14 protein-coding genes are annotated in these 18552 nt (G+C 42.9%); 2 read left to right on the top strand and 12 right to left on the bottom strand.

Features of this window, described 5'->3' with window-relative positions; translation table 11 throughout:
* Positions 1-23: 23 nt before the first annotated feature.
* Positions 24-1067, top strand: a complete 1044-nt coding sequence (locus HMPREF0663_RS04760; protein ID WP_244859925.1) for a hypothetical protein — start codon at positions 24-26, stop codon at positions 1065-1067.
* On the opposite strand, the gene HMPREF0663_RS04755 is transcribed toward HMPREF0663_RS04760, so the two are convergent.
* From HMPREF0663_RS04755 to HMPREF0663_RS04730, 6 genes are all read right to left on the bottom strand, one after another.
* Positions 1021-2289, bottom strand: a complete 1269-nt coding sequence (locus tag HMPREF0663_RS04755) for a glycosyltransferase family protein (RefSeq protein ID WP_231375168.1) — start codon at positions 2287-2289, stop codon at positions 1021-1023. The genes HMPREF0663_RS04760 and HMPREF0663_RS04755 overlap by 47 nt on opposite strands.
* On the bottom strand, positions 2265-4547 hold the full coding sequence (gene porZ / locus HMPREF0663_RS04750) for a type IX secretion system anionic LPS delivery protein PorZ (protein ID WP_004369119.1): 2283 nt from the start codon (positions 4545-4547) through the stop codon (positions 2265-2267). The genes HMPREF0663_RS04755 and porZ overlap by 25 nt, the downstream gene beginning before the upstream one ends.
* Positions 4544-5155, bottom strand: a complete 612-nt coding sequence (locus HMPREF0663_RS04745; RefSeq protein ID WP_004369118.1) for a non-canonical purine NTP diphosphatase — start codon at positions 5153-5155, stop codon at positions 4544-4546. Before HMPREF0663_RS04745 ends, porZ begins: the two co-directional genes overlap by 4 nt.
* Positions 5156-5225: 70 nt before the next feature.
* Positions 5226-6176, bottom strand: coding sequence for a YitT family protein (locus tag HMPREF0663_RS04740; RefSeq protein ID WP_016665432.1), 951 nt, complete (start codon positions 6174-6176; stop codon positions 5226-5228).
* 88 nt (positions 6177-6264) lie between these two features.
* Positions 6265-9117 (bottom strand): leucine--tRNA ligase, encoded by a 2853-nt coding sequence (gene leuS, locus HMPREF0663_RS04735; protein WP_004369116.1) that lies wholly within the window; start codon positions 9115-9117, stop codon positions 6265-6267.
* 238 nt (positions 9118-9355) lie between these two features.
* The gene (locus HMPREF0663_RS04730; protein WP_004369115.1) at positions 9356-10015 is read right to left on the bottom strand and encodes an HAD family hydrolase; all 660 of its coding nucleotides are present in this window, start codon (positions 10013-10015) and stop codon (positions 9356-9358) included.
* Between the two features lie 177 nt (positions 10016-10192).
* On the opposite strand from HMPREF0663_RS04730, the gene HMPREF0663_RS04725 reads away from it, so the two are divergent.
* On the top strand, positions 10193-10981 hold the full coding sequence (locus HMPREF0663_RS04725) for a class I SAM-dependent methyltransferase (RefSeq protein ID WP_016665431.1): 789 nt from the start codon (positions 10193-10195) through the stop codon (positions 10979-10981).
* 99 nt (positions 10982-11080) lie between these two features.
* Here the strand turns inward: HMPREF0663_RS04725 and HMPREF0663_RS04720 are convergent, their stop codons facing one another.
* The 6 genes from HMPREF0663_RS04720 to HMPREF0663_RS04695 all read right to left on the bottom strand — a co-directional run bounded on the left by HMPREF0663_RS04720 (position 11081) and on the right by HMPREF0663_RS04695 (position 18552).
* Complete coding sequence (locus HMPREF0663_RS04720; RefSeq protein ID WP_004369113.1) at positions 11081-12178, bottom strand: C1 family peptidase; 1098 nt, start codon at positions 12176-12178, stop codon at positions 11081-11083.
* 171 nt (positions 12179-12349) lie between these two features.
* On the bottom strand, positions 12350-13330 hold the full coding sequence (locus tag HMPREF0663_RS04715) for a hypothetical protein (protein WP_004369111.1): 981 nt from the start codon (positions 13328-13330) through the stop codon (positions 12350-12352).
* A 21-nt stretch (positions 13331-13351) separates the two neighbouring features.
* Positions 13352-14722: a BT_3987 domain-containing protein gene (locus HMPREF0663_RS04710; protein ID WP_004369110.1), complete on the bottom strand. Its 1371-nt coding sequence runs from the start codon at positions 14720-14722 to the stop codon at positions 13352-13354.
* A gap of 19 nt (positions 14723-14741) precedes the next feature.
* Complete coding sequence (locus tag HMPREF0663_RS04705; protein WP_004369109.1) at positions 14742-15890, bottom strand: DUF1735 and LamG domain-containing protein; 1149 nt, start codon at positions 15888-15890, stop codon at positions 14742-14744.
* A gap of 6 nt (positions 15891-15896) precedes the next feature.
* Positions 15897-16940, bottom strand: a complete 1044-nt coding sequence (locus HMPREF0663_RS04700) for a glycoside hydrolase family 18 (protein WP_004369108.1) — start codon at positions 16938-16940, stop codon at positions 15897-15899.
* 46 nt (positions 16941-16986) lie between these two features.
* Entirely contained in the window at positions 16987-18552 is a 1566-nt protein-coding gene (locus HMPREF0663_RS04695) for a RagB/SusD family nutrient uptake outer membrane protein (RefSeq protein ID WP_004369107.1), read from the bottom strand.

Here is an 18552-nt window from a genome sequence, read left to right as displayed (position 1 = left end):
TTGTGATTAAATATTCATTGCGTGTGCTGTCTGTAGAATGGGTATTTTTAGTTGTTTTAGTATATATAATCGGTGTAAGTGGTTTATTTTATCTTATAAATAAACTGAGAAAGGTTCACGATATAGTGTTGTTTTTTACGGTGTCGATTGGTATTGTTCTGTTGATATTTGCCCAATATAGTATTGATCCGTGTTTATTGCAAGTAGATAGATGGTCGGCTATACACAATTTTTTGGATAATCTTTTGCATGGAGAATATCCTTATTCTGCCCGAACGCATTTGGGAGGTTATAGTTCTCCCTTTCCTGTTTGGCAGTTATTTCATTTTCCATTCTACTTTTTGGGCAACGTAGGATTATCTATATTTTTTATATTCGGATTGTTTGTTTATTCTATTTATCGATTGACGGATAATAAATGTACTTTAATGGTAGGATGTCTTATGTTTTTGTCTCCGGCATTTATTTATGAAGTACTGGTTAGAAGTGATCTTATGGCAAATATGATGCTTACACTTTTGGTGATAAATTATTTACTTTCAACACATAAAAGTTTAAATTCTGCTTTTTTTCTTGTTGCTTTTGTCTGTGGTTTACTGCTTAGTACTCGATTGAGTACAGTGGTTCCTATTTTCATATGGCTGTTTGGCGATTACATGCAATTAAGTATGAAAAAGAAAGTATTATTTTTGTTGATGGTATTTGCTGTGTTTTTCTTTACTTTTTTGCCGTTTATGTTATGGAACATACATGATTTGTTCTTCTTTAAATATAATCCGTTTACATTGCAGACACGGCAAAGGAATCTTATTGATTTATTTATTTTTATATTTTTCGCTATTTACTGGGCTCGAACATGGGAACTAAGTTATATACTTCTTATGCGTAACATCGCTTACTGCCTATTATTTATTGTTTTGGTGACATTTTTACATAATATGTGGTTACGAGATAACTTCAATGCATTATTTACCGGAGTTTACGATATTACTTACTTTGATATGTCGTTACCATTTCTTGTTACTGCTGTCTGCTGTGAAAAGGAAAAAAAGGAGTACTCCGTATAGCTGTTGCCGCTACCATTATAATAAAGGGCATGAATGGTATATGATATCTGGCTTCACCATGGCATACCGTTATTATTACTATCGAACCTATCAATACCACGCTTACAGGCATGATAAGTTTTTTGTGTTCTTGTTTTCTGATGAGCAGAATGCAGCCGTAAATGGACGTTATAAGCAGTAAGTAATAATAAATTAGATTGATAAGAGTAAGAACTTGTACCGCCGAATAGTGTGGAAAACTGCGATAGAGCGTAGGCATGCTGATTTCGTTGTACATATATGTTTTCGTATTTTTATCGGGTATGAAAGTACACATGTTCACATTATCAGATACAAAAGTCTTTATAAGTTTATAAGGCATAGAAGCTATGTAGCCTGCGGGATGCTTCAATATGAGATGTATGCTTCGGGAACGCCATACGGAATCGCGCTGTACGCAGTCTAACCGGTCGTTGTTTTCTATGTAAAGCGGATCGGGATATTCGTCGTTGATATTGTTTAACGAGAATAACATCATATCCATCCATCCCGTTTTGGCTTGATAAATGAAACGTCCGGTGCGAATGTATGTGCTGCTGCCTATGAGTAAAATAATGAGTACATAGCTCGAAACAGTTCGGAGAATGTGCTTGTGATCGTAGATAAGCAGTACAATTAGAAATAGAAAGGCCATCGGGCGAAAAGAGTTGGCTATAGCAAGCAAGATGCCTGCGGTTATCGAACAGTTTTTCTGATAGAGATATATGGCGGAAAGTATAAAGAATATGAACGGTAGTTCGCTCAGTGTAGAAGTTGATTCGCCATAGTTAGCCGGATAGCAGATATATATTAGTAAAGCGAGAAGTGCTGTTTTATTGTCGAAAATACGGTATGTAATCTTGTAAACAAGCCATGCCGATGCACCTTTCATGAACGAATAAAGCACCAGAAGGGGAGTGATAGAAGAAAAAAACTTTAACGATAAGGCAACTAAATTTATGGCTGCGATATTCCAAATGAATGGTAATTCATGGATAGTCGCAGCAGCCGGATAAGGTTCACCGTATAAGAGACATTCTTTGGCGAGCAGAATATACCCGTTACTGTCAGGATATGGTGTATATCCGAAGATGATCAGAATGATTAATTGAAGTAGTGTGAAAACGGAAACAAGTGTAAATACAAGTCTATTTTCACTGATATGATAGCCTTTGATGGTCATCTTACAACTGCTATTTTGCACACTGTTCCCTTGTTTCCGTCGGCGGTAGCGGTTTCAACCATATAGACTCCCGATGCTACACGGTTGCCATAACGGTCTTTCCCGTCCCAAACGAAGGTTCCGCCGTTACTTCTTCCTTGCTTTACAAGTACGCCATTCACCGTTACAATCTTTACATCGGCATTCAAAGAAAGCCCTACAACGGTGATAGGTCCGTTGTAATCCGGCCGTACAGGGTTTGGATAAGCATACACGTTATCCTTTGTCATTTCATCGGAAGGAGCTGTTGCGTCGCTTATATATGAGCAAAGTCCCTTGTCGGTGCCGAAGAAAACCTCACCGGTTGCATGGTCTATCGCAATATCTTCTATATTATTCGAGAGTAATCGGCTATTTGTAGCAAGGAAATGATGTACTTGTGTCATGTTATCTTCGCTGATTAAGTAGGCTCCATTGCCGTTTGTGCCGAACCATTTGCGCCCTGCACCGTCTACGGCAATGCAGGTTATGTCTACTCCCGATAGCAGATAATCGGCAAAGTTGGTACCATCATTGCGCGGAATTTTTACTTGTGTGAATATAGCACCGGCTCCCTTATAGATTTGAGAGGGCTCTAACATAAGCGGACCTATATCGGTTCCTATCCATATATTGCCGTTAATGTCTTCGGTAACGCATCTTACACGTTCTAAAGACAGTGTGGTTCCGTCTTGATTAACGAACGATTTAAAGGAACTGAGCGTGTCTTTATCGGTCTGAAAAAAATAAAGCGATGGTGTTACCCAGTGGTTATTGACGAACCAGAGCAGTCCTCTACTGTCGAAAAACAGATTTTGAAGTCCGGCAAGACTTTGTCCTGAATTATTTACTAATGCTACATTCTGATGTGATGTCCACTTTCCATCTTTCGGATTGTATTCCATCAGTGAGTTTGAAGGAGCCATGCTGTTAAGTAACCACAAGTTTCCGTTTTTGTCAAACTTTACGGTTTCAACGACTACATAATCTTTATTGTCACCTAATGCCGACTGCAGAGGACTGTTGTCTATGTTGTAGTGTTTGATTAGAGTGCCGTTCTGAAACTCATAGAGGCCCGTTTTACCGCCCATAAACACATGGTTTATGTCGGATGGATCTATATCCAACGAAATGTTGTCTTCGTACCTGTGTCCGACGATTTGTGCAAGATTGTCTTGATAAATCACCCAATTCCTGTCTTTAAGTACTTGTATACAACCGTTTCTTAGGTTTTCTCCTCCTTTTCCATATCCTCCGCTGCACGAATAAAGCATACCATTGGCGAACTTAAGAAAGCCGAAATAGTTGTACAGAGGGCCTTCGGGTTTCACGCCGGAAGATTGTATATTAATTTGATTGTTACCATCTATTGTAAACGACTGAAGTTTATTTTCGGCATTCTTCTGCCAAAAACATTGGGCGGAAGGATCGTAGGCGATGGCTGTAAACTTGGTATTAATGGTTTTAAAGTCGGTAATACTGTTGACGATTGCCGTACTTTCGCCGCCGAAACAAATGATTTTTCCGTTCGAGAATATTGCTTTTCGATTAAAAATAGATAGAAGTTCTGTTGTCGAACCATTGTTTTCATCAAGACGATATGCCGCTACGTTATTGATGCATATTAGTTTTCCGCCTATGTTGAATATTGCATCGAAACCGTTACCGTTTATTCTATTCCAGTTGTTTTTATCGAGCAGGTTCTTTGTTACATTACCTTTCATGGTACCTGTAGGCGTTACGAGATACATATAGCCGTTGGATACGACCATATTGTTTACTTTATAGCCTAAATTGTAGGTATCGCTGATTTCGGCATTTTTTACGTTTATTTTCAGTATGCCGAACGAAGTGGTAAGGTAGGCGTAATTGCCGTCGACGAAAATACTGTTTACTGTTTTGTCTTCCGTCATCGACTTGTTGTAATAATCCGGTATATTGGTTACGTTTCCTTTGTCGTCTAACAAATCGATATTATAGTTTTTATAAAGAATAAGCAGGCGTTTGGCAGCCTTACAGTAAGCTATACGGGCAATAGAGCAGTCGTTTAGCACCGTTGTTTTGTCGTAAGTCTGCAAACTGTTGTCGTTTTTATTATACGAGTAAAGATCTTCCGATGCCAGTACATATACGAGATTTCCGGCAGGTTCTATCTCTGTAATGTCGCTATAGGCGGGATATGCGTTCCACGTGTTTATGGCTTTTGCTTTGCAAGCTGTTGCAATAATCGCCATTGCAAGCAGAAGTGTGATCTTTTTCATATGTGTAAGTTGTTACTTTTCAGATATTCCGAAAGTTTTAATACGGCACGCGAACGGTGCGATATCTTATTTTTAACATCCATACCCAGTTCTGCAAATGACTTTTCATAACCTTCCGGAATAAATAATGGATCGTATCCGAAGCCCTCGTTGCCATGCTTTTCTCGGGCTATGTGTCCCTTTATTTCGCCTTCGAAGAATAAAACTCTACTGCCGTTTGCAGCCTGTTCGTCTTTTATTATTAACGCAATAACGGTACGAAATCGTGCCCTTCGATTGTTATTTTCTCCTAATTCGTGCAGCAGTTTGGCCATATTGGCCTCGCTGTTGTGGTCGGTACCTTCGGCATACCGTGCGCTATGCACGCCCGGATCGCCGTTCAAGGCGTCTACTTCTAAACCTGTATCGTCGGCAAAACAGCTTACACCGTAGTTATCGAATACATATTGTGCTTTTAAAAGGGCATTCTCGTCGAGTGTGTTGCCGGTTTCGGGTATATCGGCAGTGCATCCTATGTCTTTCAGCGACATGATTTCGAACCCATGACCGAGTATTTCGCGTATCTCGTCGAGCTTGTTTTTATTGTTTGTAGCGAATACTATTTTCATTTGTTTTTAAGGATAAAGCATGAAAGGATTTAAATCAAAGATAAACGATCAGAGGATAGAAAGTTGTCGGTTATGGTTTCTTATCGGCTTTCTCCTTCTTATCTTGCTTGGGTAACTTTACTTTCATTTCATCGAAACCTTCTCCATAAACGCCGATAACAGAACTCTGACTGACAAAAGCATTGGGATCTATCATCTTTATGAGGCGGAAAATGTTCACACTCTCATACTTTTTGGCGAGAATACAGAGTACTTTTACCTCTTGTCCGGTGTACCATCCGTGGCCGTCGAGTATCGTTACACCGTGATCCATCTCGGTACCTATCGCATCTGCAATCTCCTGATATTTGCGCGAGAATATCATGAATTGTACCGATTCTCGGCGCCTGTTCATGATATAATCGAGTACAAAATTCTCGATAACCATAGTGCATAAGCCGAATACAACTTTATGGCAGCGCTCTATATAGGTACCGAATTGCGGGAAAAAGAAACATGTACCGATGATAAATAGGTCTACAAAGATCAATACTTGTCCCAAAGAGAGGTTATGATACTTGTTTACACAGGCGGCAATGATATCGGTTCCGCCTGTTGAACCGTTGTGAAGAAACACGATGGCAAGCGTTGTTCCGGTGAAACAGCAACCGATTATAAGCGACATGAAGTCTTGCCCTTCGCCCAATATCTTTACCGGATGGCCTAAATCATCAAAGGGCATGAGGTATTGGGCTATCTTCAGCAGGAAATAGAGCATGAAGATGGCATAGATAGTCTTCATCATGAACTTGAATCCAAGTATCTTTAATGCCATTACGAGCAGGCTTACGTTGATGATGATGTAAGAGTTTTCTATCTTAAAACCTGTGGCATAATAGATGATGGCCGACATTCCGGTAACACCGCCCGTAACGATTTGGTAGGGTAGGAGGAACACGGTAAAGGCAAAGGCATACAATGCGAGTCCGAAAGTAATCCAGACATAGTCTCTTATTTCATTCCAAATAGGTTGTTTCTCCATGATTTCGTTCGATGGTTTTATAAGTGGTATTATCTTTTCGGCAATCATCTGTCTGTTACAAACAAGATGATTGTCGGCAGAATAATTATTATTTAAGAACGATATTAACGATCTTTTTCGGTACTATAATGACTTTTACGACCGTTTTTCCTTCTATGTATTTCAGGCTTTTCTCATCGGTAAGCACGGCTTTCTGTATATCTTCATTGCTTGCATCGATGGGGAAAGTCTTCTGATAGCGTGCTTTACCGTTGAAAGAAACGGTGAGTTGCATTTCGTTTTCTACAAGATATTGCTCGTCCCATGCCGGCCATTCGGCATCGCATACGCTGGTTGAAGTATTTCCGAGTATTTCCCAGAGCTCTTCGGCAATGTGTGGAGCGAAGGGAGCGATGAGCACTACCAGCTTTTGAAGCAGCTCGCGGGAGTGACAGTTCTGCTGTGCGAGTTCGTTGACGCAGATCATGAACGCCGATACAGCCGTGTTGTAAGAGAAGTTCTCTATATCGCTGCTTACTTTCTTTATCAATTTATGAACGCTCTTCAGTGCATCTTTCGTCGGTACATCGCCATTTACGAGGAATACACCTGTGCGATTGTCGTAGAAAAGGGCCCAAAACTTCTTCAAGAAGCGATGACAACCGTCGATACCATTGGTATCCCACGGCTTACTTTGCTCTATCGGACCGAGGAACATCTCATAAAGACGGAGCGTATCTGCACCATATTTCTCTACAATCATATCGGGATTGACCACGTTGAACATAGACTTAGACATCTTTTCTATCGCCCAACCGCACGTATATTTACCGTCTTGGAGTACGAAACCGGCATTATTGTACTCCGGTCTCCATGCTTTAAAGGCATCAATATCAAGAACATCTCCGTGTACAATGTTCACATCGACGTGGATGGGCGTAGTTTCGTATTTATCCTTTAGTGCAAGCGATACGAATACGGGCGCTGCATTGTGGTCGTCGTTGTTTATTCTGTATACGAAGTTCGACCGGCCTTGTATCATTCCCTGATTGATCAGTTTCTTGAAAGGCTCCTCTTTACACGATACACCATAATCATATAGGAACTTATTCCAGAACCGCGAATAGATCAAGTGGCCCGTTGCATGCTCGGTACCTCCCACATACAAATCTACATTCTGCCAATACTCGTCGATATCTTTGGCTACAAGAGCATCATTATCATGCGGGTCCATGTAGCGTAGATAGTAAGCCGACGAGCCTGCAAAGCCCGGCATGGTGCAGAGTTCTATAGGGAAAACGGTCTTGTTGTCTATGAGCGTTTTCTCTACAACTTTGTTGTTCACCGCGTCCCAAGCCCATTTTTTGGCGTGTCCCAATGGAGGTTCGCCCGTTTCGGTGGGTTCATATTTGTCTATTTCAGGCAATTCGAGCGGCAAACATGCCTCGGGTATCATATATGGCATGCCGTCTTTGTAGTACACGGGGAACGGTTCACCCCAATAACGTTGGCGGGAGAAGATGGCATCGCGCAGTCGATAATTCACTTTTACACGACCTATACCCTTCTCGGCAACATATTTTTTGGTGGCTGCAATGGCCTCTTTCACACTCAATCCGTTGAGAGAAAACTCGGTGTTTTTACCTTCTGCCGGACTGTTACATACTGTTCCTTCCTTGGCATCGTAGCTTTCTTCGCTCACATCTGCACCTTCTATCAGCGGTACAATGGGAAGATGGAAGTGTTTGGCAAAGGCATAGTCGCGCGAGTCGTGCGCCGGAACGGCCATAATTGCACCGGTTCCGTAGCCTGCGAGTACGTATTCGCTTATCCAGATAGGTATTCTGTCGCCCGTAAAGGGATTGATGGCGTAGCTACCCGTAAAGACTCCCGTTACTTTACGGTCTGATATGCGTTCCAATTCGGTACGTTTTTTCACGTAATCCAGATAATCTAAGACTGCTATTTCTTGTTCTGCGGTCGTTACTTGTGCCACATATTCGCTTTCGGGGGCCAAAACCATGAATGTAACGCCGAACATAGTATCGGCACGCGTGGTAAATATCGTAAGAACAGTATCGTTGTCGGCCACTTTGAAGGTAACTTCAGCACCTTCAGATCGCCCTATCCAGTTGCGTTGTGTTTCCTTTAACGAGTCTGTCCAGTCGATATATTCGAGTCCGTCTAACAGTCTTTGTGCGTAAGCCGACACACGCAGGCACCATTGACGCATCTTCTTTTGCACCACAGGATAGCCTCCACGCACGCTAACACCATCTACTACCTCATCATTAGCCAGCACCGTGCCCAGTCCCGGGCACCAGTTAACCATGGTTTCACCAAGGTATGCTATCCGATAATTCATCAACAATTGCTGCTGTTCCACCTCGTTCATGGCTTTCCATGCTTCGGGCGTTACATCTATTTCTTCGGAACAAGCCGCGTGGAGGGCTTTCGTACCTTTGGCGGTTATCTCTTCTATGAGCCTTGCAATGGGCATGGCTTTCTGTTCTGCGGTATCGTAATACGATTCGAACATCTTGCGGAATGCCCATTGAGTCCATTTGTAATATGCCGGATCGCAGGTTTTAACCTCGCGGTCCCAATCGAAACAGAAGCCTATCTTATCCAATTGTTCGCGATAGCGGGCTATATTTTTGGCAGTAGTAACGGCAGGATGTTGCCCTGTTTGTATGGCGTACTGTTCGGCGGGTAGCCCATAAGCATCGTAACCCATCGGGTTCAGCACGTTGAAACCTTTCTGCCGTTTGTAACGGGCATAGATATCAGTAGCGATATAACCCAGCGGATGGCCCACATGAAGGCCTGCTCCAGAGGGGTAGGGAAACATGTTGAGTACGTAGAACTTCTTTTTTGTCTTGTCTTCAACAACCTTGTAGGTCTTGTTTTCTACCCATCTGTGTTGCCATTTCTTCTCGATTTCTCTGAAATTATATTCCATATATCGTGCTGTTTTCTATGTTTCTTCGTGTGTATAAATAAAATATGTAGTTGCAAAGTTAAGAAAAAAGTGGAATATTTTCTTTATTCTGTCTGTAATTTTTGGCAGAAGCAACTACGTTATAGGCTACAAAATATTTTTCCGTGTGATTATTACAGTAACGATAAAGCATACATCTGTAGACGGCAGATGTATGCTTTATCCGTTATAGATAGTATCTGTAAGGCGCATAGACGGGCTATCCGATTATTTCGAGCAACTGATCGAAGTCGTCTACGATGTATTCTGAGCGAGTCGAAATCATATCTTTTCGAGTTCCGTTGCCGTAGGTTACGCCGCACGTATGTACTTCGGCACCTTGTCCCATCTTAATGTCGTAAACGGTATCTCCCACGACTAATGCCTCTTCGGGGGTAAAGTGCAGCTCTTGCAGCGTCTTCAGTACAGGTTCGGGATGAGGCTTTGCATGCGTTACATCGTCTGCTCCCAAGATATAGGTAATGAATTTTTCGATGCCAAAGCGTTCGACGAAGTCTATAAGAGACCATCTGTGGCGGCTCGAAGCGATGGTGAGAACGGTTCCGTGTGCATGGAGTTTCTCTAACGTTTCGTAGACATGGGGGAACAATGTCACCGCTCCGAGGGTATTCTTCTCGCGATATATGCGCTCGTAAGCCTCTGCGCAGCGCCGGTTCATCTTGTCGCTCATCGGGATAAGTGTAGAAAACGTCTTCTCAAGAGGTAATCCGATCATGGCTGCGCACTGCGCTCTTGTACGCTTCTCTAAACCGAGTTCTTCGATTACCCCCTGCATAGTATCTACGATAAGTGTTTGTGTATCGGCAATGGTACCGTCGAAATCGAGTATTGCCAGCCTGATCTTTGTATCTGTTACCATAGGTTTTGTTATTTTAGAAGATGCAAAGGTATGAAAAAAGCGGCGTATCCGAAAATCCTAACTTTTAAGTATTGTGAACATACAGATTATAGATTATCTTTGCACAGAAATTACTTGTCGGTTGTATTTTATGGATTTTCAGAACGGGCGGGTTATCTATAATGTAATTAAATGGTCATGAAACAGCAGAAAATCAGTTATGGCAATTGGGTTCCAAATACTCTCTTGCGCATTCTTTATTCGGTTTCGGGAGTGGTGCTCCTATTGTTTTTTATCTCTATCTTGTGGTTCAAGGTACTCATTTTGTCCGTTGTATTGGGCGTATTGTCGGTGGCGGCATTGGCAATATCTGCCTATATGTACCTTTGTCATTGGCAGTTTTCTTTCGAAGGTGGCGGACTTATGGCCAAGATACATACCTTTTTGGTGGATCATCTCGACTGGGACGGGCACGGACGTCTGCTCGATATCGGCTGTGGAGCTGCTGCCTTGACCGTGAGATGTGCCAAGAAATTCCCCGAAGCCGATATTACCGGCATCGATTACTGGGGCTTCGGATGGGATTATGCCAAAAGTCAATGCGAAAATAATGCAGCACTCGAAGGCGTAGGAGCGCATACGCATTTCCAAAAGGGCGATGCTTCGAAGCTCGACTTTGCCGACGGTACGTTCGATGCAGCCGTGAGCAATTTCGTTTTCCATGAAGTAAAAACGCAGCCAGACAAACGGCTTGTGGTGCGTGAAGCATTGCGTGTGGTCAAGAAGGGTGGCAGTTTTGCTTTCCAAGACCTATTCGGTTGGAAAAGTCTTTATGGGGATATGCAGGAGTTTATCGATGCTCTAAAGGCGGAAGGCATCAGCGAAATCAACTATATAGCGAATGCAGAACGGCAGTGGATGATGCCTAAATTCATGCAGGTACGCGGAATGATGACCGGTGTAGGACTGATTTACGGCAAGAAGTAAGGCCGCCCTGTGAACCTAATCGGCGTATTTAGCTTTCTAAAGCGTATGAAATCGTTGTAAAAGGTGGTATATATACGGTGCTGACAAGATAGGGTAGAGTTAATTCTTCTTTGTGTTTTTTAAAGATAGAATATAGTTCTTTCGACTGTCGAAGGCGTTTTTGGAGAGAAATACAGCAATGGTTTTGAGCTTTACATAGTTATACGACAGGTATATAAGTCCGCCATAAGGATTATTGGTGCCCCAACTGTTCTTGGCAATGAAGTACTTTCGGCCCGTTTTATCGTGCGCTATACCGACGAGTTCCATAGCATGATCGTCGGTAGTCTGTAGGGTTTCGAAAGCTCGTTGCCGTATTTGTTGCGTTACTTGCCTGCTTTTGTTCGGCAAAACAGCGATGCCTCTATCGAACGAAAAGCCCTTTTCGCTGATATCCCCTTCCCAACAAACAGGATGACCTCGGTGCAACGATTGTTCTATCGTGTGCATCAACGAGTCGATGGGTAGGTTCATAAAAGCATCGTTCAGCCGGTTGTCGGGCACTTCGAGCACGAATTTTCGGTAGAAAGGATGGTGCGTAAAGCTCGTAAACGCAAGGTATTCGTTTGGCAGACACACGCTGTGGGCGAATTCCACAGGCGTATATTCGGCACCGAGCATGAATACCGTGCGGGGCAGATATCCCATATTATCGTCTAATATCTTATCTATACGGTCGTTCAAATGCTGTAAACCGCAGCGTATCGCTATGTTTAAATCGGCTTCACGCATCAGTTTTCGGCAGAGCACACGGCAGTTAAGCCCGTTGTTATCCTCGAATGCGTCGAATGCCTCTATGCCATGTTTCTCCAACAAAGCCGGAAGCATGGAACACATGCCCCGCATAACGATGTTGCCCTTTCCTTTCGAGAAGTAATATTTTACCGCTTCGTCGCGGAGCATCATACGAATGACATAAGCAGACGACAGGTTTATCGAGTCGCCCTGCATAATGTGTTCGCTCTCTATAGTGGCAAGCATGGCGTAAACCCAGCAATATTCGCTGTTCCCTTGGTTCTTTATCGGTGTATGTCTGAGCATGACATCGCAGGTAAACGGCATGTCTGCCGGCGGTACACGTACTGTCTGTCGGCAACAGACCAACAGTGTAACGGCGATAAACATGCCGGATAAGAATATAAGAACATTCCTTTTCATTTGACGATAACCGTTTCTTCGGTTTACAATGTGCATACAAAGATACGCAATTATCTGCAAGAACCTTACATGTTTTTATCGAAATCGGGGAAAAAGAGCGGGAGCAATCTCTTGAAAGACTGCTCCCTATAATGTGAGTTTGTTTTTGATTACGATTGTTCAATATGTATCTTATGGGATAGGTTGACAGAAGTAGCCGTAATGGAGATAGTTGTTTTTGATTACAGACATGATGCCCCAAACGTACAAACCATCATTCTTTATGATATCAACCTCTACATCTTCATACTCGTTCTCGGGTTCCGAATAGCCCAACTTTGCACTTATTCTGCCATTAGTTTTCTTGCCTACGGTCAGATCACCGGTAAAATAAACGTAGGCCCAGTAATATTTATAGGATCCCCATCCGTAATCCCAGCCCATTTTATGCTGCCCGTTCTCCATGGTGTTTACCTGTGTTTCGCTCTTAGTTGTGCCATCCCAGCAAAGTCGATACTCTCTATTGTTCATGATTTCCTTCTTTTCTTCTTCGGTATAGGGTATGGTTGTCGTCTCTACAGTTACGTTTACCGTCTTCGAGAGGCCCATCATGTCTGTAACAGTTACAGTTGTAGAGCCTGTAGCCACACCTTGTATTACGATTACCGAATCGTTCTCGATCCTTGAAACCTTGGCAATATTCTCGTTGGCACTTGATGCTGTGTAGCCTCCATTGCCTTTTTTCACGATTACTTTGTCCTTTCCGTCGTCATGACCGAGCTTCATTCCTACAGATACATTTTCTTTATTAAGGGCAAGAACGGTATACATAGACTTAACCGTTAGCCGTTTGTAGTTGCCATCTGCATCGGATATGATAATTCCGGTAAGCCCTTTATCGGAACAGGTAATAGTAACAACGCTTCCGTTTACAGTACCTTGCGCTATTTTAGGGTTCTCGCTGATGACTTTATAGTCGCCTCCACCCGCTGTTATATTAAAGGTTGCCGACTCTCCAACGCTTACCTTCAAGGTATCTGTATCGAAGGTAAGTTTGCTTTTCTCCTTGGCTTCCGGAATCGGATTTACAGGATCGTCGTCGTTGCTGCATCCGGTAAAACCGAATGCAAGCACGAGAGACATAGCTATTGCATATAAATATTTTGTTTTCATTGTTGTTTTCTGTATTTTGTTTTACCAATCTTTCTTATATGTTCCTATGCGAACAACGTCTTCACCATAGAATGCATGGGCAACTCTATTTAGTACATTCATAGGTGTACGGTCGGGTGATAAACCGAAAACCATAGTTCCACCGTATTTATTATTCTTTATGTTTTCATAAACACTTGCGGATGAAGCGTAACCTCGAGCACATTCAATAGAGCCCAATATCATTCCTGTTTTAGGCATATCGGGGTAATTACTGCTCAAGTCGCTGGTACCTCCGTAATCATGTATACCATAATCGACGAAAGTTCCCGATGTCTGTCCATCTACAGAGGGCAGTGAATTCGTACGGCTGTATACATATACTTCTACTAATTTGTCGGGCATTGCTTTCTTTGTTTCATAACAAAGGCGGGAAGCTGCCGCACTTGACGGACTTACAAAGCCCGGATAGCTGCCATAGGAAGAATATTCATCATCGAAAAACACACCGTCTAAATTGTATGCATCGCATACCGATTTAAGTTCGGCGGCAAATGCTTTGGCGCCTTCTTTACTGAGATTTGCCACTCCGGAGCGATCATGATTGCCTAAGATACCAAGAATAACTTTCATACCTTTTTGTTGCAAAGGTGCAAGATATTTCTCCTTGAAGTTGAGGCACTGCGAGATGTTTTCGTTGTTGTAGTTGTATACTTCGCCCGTCTCGGCATTGTAGTTGATATTTCCGGAAAAGAGAATTACCTGATCAAAGAAGTATTTACCGCTTTCTTTTAATGTAAAGCAAAGATTATACAATGGGTTAGCATCGTTAATCTCCATACAACTGATTACTTGCAGGCCGTTTTCTTTGTGGCAATTCGGCATTTTAGTAATGTCTTTTACCAAAAGTACGAATTCTCCTTTGTCTGCGGAAGCTTGTGCACCGCTACCTTTAACGGTCAGAGGAATGGCATATGTGCCATTTTTCTCTAACTGATTGGCAGAAGTGTAAGCCACTTTAACGGCAGAAGATTTCGTTTCACCGGTCTTAACAGTGGCAACTCCGTCGATTGTTACCAACTCTTCGGGCAGCGGTTTGATATTTGTTCCATGGGCAAGATTATACTTATTAAGTGATGTAGCATCGTAAACGATGGTATATTCCTGCGAAGTTTGAGGCGCATTGTTCAGGTTTACGTAAAAATCAGTGGCCCCTTTGTCGGAGAAGATAAGCGAATCGAGATTGCTGGCACCATACTTATCGGTAATAAATGCCAATGTTTTGTCGGCAGACTGATACGAGTTTTCGCTGACCTTCGGTACATCGATGCTGTCTGAACAGGAGGTAATAAGGCTTCCTGTGCAAAGAATAAGCCCTAAAACCTTTATCTTATTTAAATTTATATATTTCATAATTTATCGATTTTCTTAGTTAATTAGTGGCTGGCAACGATACATTTTGCCATTTAAGTGCCGATTTTATGGCCTTTATATCATTCCCATTGCCAGAATAGTCTTTAACGATGAACGAAGATTGATCATCGAATTTCCAGTATGCAACGAGGCCTTGAGAGGTCGGTTCTACCGTATAAATACTGTTGGCAATCTCCTCTTGCGTACGTACAACATCCCATATTCGGGCTTCGGAGATGCATCCGTTAAGGTCGCGACTATCGTCATATGAGCGTCCGATCTCGAAGTTACGGTCTCCACCATTGCCTACAATGTTGATATATGCACGGAAATTGTTATCCGAAGCCATCAACTTTCCGTTGATATACACACAGATAGTTTTTGTACTTTCATCGTATGTCATTGCTACATGCGACCACACCCCCGGCGTGAGCTTTAGATTACTATCGGTAAAGTTGCCTTCCGATGTGGCTATCTGGATTTGATTGTCGGGAATACCGGCATCTCCGATACGCATAAGAAAACTTCCTTCTATACCCATCACTGTAGAAATAAGCTGTCCGAACTCACGCGGAAAGATCAAAGCCTCCATAGTTATCTTGTGCATATTGGCTACACGACTTTCGTTCTTCCACGGATAAATCTCCAAATAGTTATCTTGTATGTCTGCTACAACGTTAATCAGCGCGCCTGCACGGAACACATAATAATACTGTTTGGCAGAGGCGAGAAGGTCGATATCGCTCGTTTGTACCGTTACGGGCAAGACATAAGTCTTACTCCGGTCGAGACTACCGAGCTTAGAGAAATCGATCGAAGCTTCAGTACTCTTCACACTTCCCTTATTGATTGTCATTTTACTTACCTTAACCTTATAACAAGTATCGGGAAGCAGCTCTGCATTGGCATAATAGGCCTTATTGTAAGTGCCGACCATCGGCTTTTCTACCGTTATTTGCGCATTGATCTCGTTCTCTGCGGGGCGCGATGTAGCGATGGTCAAGGTTTTTGTTATGGTGCCTACATTCCCTTTGATAACTGTTTCAGAGGTCATTTCAGCAGCATCGATATATGCTTTGTTTGCGAAATTCTCTTCATTGTTATCTTGACATGCTGCCATGAAAAGGGTAACAAAAGCCAGAGGCAAATATTTTAGTATATTCTTCATATCGCTTTATTTTTTAACGGTTGGATTGATAATAGAAATGGCTTTGCGCACTGTGGGGTAGGTGAAGTTCGCATGATAGTAGTCTGTGTTGACGTTATCGATAGCAAGTCCTGCTATTTGATAGCCTGTATGATCGCTTGCAACCCACTTGGCAGCGCCCAATACTGCAACCACATTGTTCACCCAATAGCCTGTTTTCAGGTCTGTAGCATCGAGAGAAGTCGTAGAAACCATCGGTATGAATTTATCGGTAGGTACACCTTCGACTGCCGCCTTACCCATATTATAGGCGAGTTTGCCCTCTGTTGTGGCGCTCTGGCAAGGAATAATGATGTAAGAAGCCATGGTAAAGACCTCTTGATGCGTAATGTTTTGCGGCTTACCTGCCAGTACTAACGTTTTATTTGTATGGCGCTCTTTCCAGTCTTTGGCTATTCCGATGAATACGTTTTCCTGTTCGAGCATTTTTGTTTTTTCGGCCTCGGTCATATAAATTGTTACCTTGCCTTCGAAAGACATCACCACTCCGTCGTAGTTATACCGGTCGCAAAGGGCGAGTTTTACCTGAACAGAGTCGATTAACCAACTGTTGAAAGCTGTAAAGGCCTTTCCCTGATTGGCCGGGTTCTCATTGAAAGCCTTCAAAGCTTCGTCGTATGTGCTTTTTATAGTTTCGAAACTGATATCGTACATTACCTTTGTTCCCTTTTGCTGTCGTAGGTTTGTGATCTCTTTGTATTCCCTTTCGTTAAGATCTGCCGGATATTTAAGTACAATATAGTCCAGACTATCGGGCACGGAATGTATATTCTGCCCCTGCGATGCAGGCATTTTTGCACTGTTATCGAACCATCCCAACACTACTTTATGCTTGCTGTTCTTGTAAGCCTTTAGCGAAGTAAGGTATTTGGCATACAGTTCCGGGTTTTGTTTATCTATCCCCGGTTCGTTGATGTCTACGGGTTCGATATCCGTATTGCAACTTCCCATAAGTAATATCATGGCAAGGCAAGTCATCGAGTATGCAATATTCTTAATGATATATTTCATAACTGTGTTTTTATCTTATTTTGTTTTTCTGTAATATAATAGCTATCTATCGTGCCCACCATACATCTGTAGCCATGTTATCTGTACCTCCTAAGAGGCTTAGAGCCGCATTGTAATTCTCGTAGTTGTTGGTGCGCTCTTCCTGAGGGTAGGCAAGTCGGCGTGCTCCACGGTTGGAGTTAACGATTCCACCGCTATTGTTAACAACGACAGGCATAAATTTCGGATACCCTGTGCGACGGTATTCAGACCAAGATTCTTGCCCTAATGGGAAGTTAGCCAGCCATTTTTGCGTGATAATACGCTCTAAATTGGTACTCATAGAAGCAGCATCATCCCAAGCAATCGTGATGGTCGACGGCTGTCCGTTATAGGAATTGGTGCCCATAGGATCGGTGTATTGTGCCGGTGTTGCCGTGGTATTGGCTATATAGGTGTCGGCACCAGACACGCCCCATTGTTCGAACGAAAGGCGTATGCCCTGCTCATAGAAGTGCTTGGCAGTCTTGCCCATGTTCCATCCGCGCAATGCCCCTTCGGCACAGAGGAACGAAACTTCGGCGGCATTCATCCAAAGTATCTTCGTATCAGTATTTACATTGTAGTTAGAATAGGCATGTGCAGTGGCTCCGTCGGGTATCTGAATACCGTTGCGTATGCCGAAATACCCATTAGTGATACCGCTTCTTGTAAAGGTAGATTTTGTGAATATCGCATCTCTTCGCGGATCGTTGTAACCGTTCATATAAGTAGTGATATCTGCACTGATACGGGAGTCGCCCCCGTTGTACTCATACATAATCACCCTAAACGGATTGGTGCTCGAAAGTGTAAGTGCTGCATTATCTGCATTGGAAGTCATTACACCGATTTCATGCTTCACAGCTTCTTCTGCCATTTGTTGTGCCTTGGCGGGTGCAACCTTCGAGATGCGCATGGCCAAGCGTAGTTTCAATGAGTTTGCGAACTTGATCCAATGCTCCACATTGCCGTTATATACCTTGTCGGCTTTGGCACTGAAGTCTGCTGTACGATTGGAAGTCAATGCAGTAATGGCATTGTTAAGTTGTTCGAACATTAGGTTATAGACATCTTCCTGCGAGTCGTAAGGAGCCGTTATCTCCCCGTTAAGACCGACTTTAGAATAAGGTATAGGTCCGTAAGCGTCTGTTACGCGATGCATGCCTGCCACTTTAATGATTTTGGCCACGGCACGAGGAACAGCTTCATTCGTTACTTTATCTACCTCGTTGCTGTAAATGAACATTTTAGGAATGATATCTTTGAACAATACACGGCTCCATCCGTTCTCCGGACTGTACTGTGCGAAGTTCTTACCCGAGAAACCTGAATTAGAATCAGCTATGTATCCGCCGTACGAACCGCCACACAAACATTCGGTAAACTGGTTGGTATTGACATCTGTAGGTATTACCCAGCCCTCAAGGTTCAGCATGGCAGAGCTCAAAGAGTAAGCATCTCGCTGCATTTCTTCTCTGCTTACGGCATATTCGTCTTGGTTATATTGCTCATAACTGTTGGTACAACTCGTAACTCCTAATAGAAGTCCGGCCGATACTGTTGACAATATAATGTTTTTATACTGTTTCAT

The organism is Hoylesella oralis ATCC 33269 (assembly GCF_000185145.2).
Taxonomy (GTDB): domain Bacteria; phylum Bacteroidota; class Bacteroidia; order Bacteroidales; family Bacteroidaceae; genus Prevotella; species Prevotella phocaeensis.
Note: the sequence above shows the minus strand (reverse complement) of the source record. Positions and strands in the feature narration are given on the sequence as shown.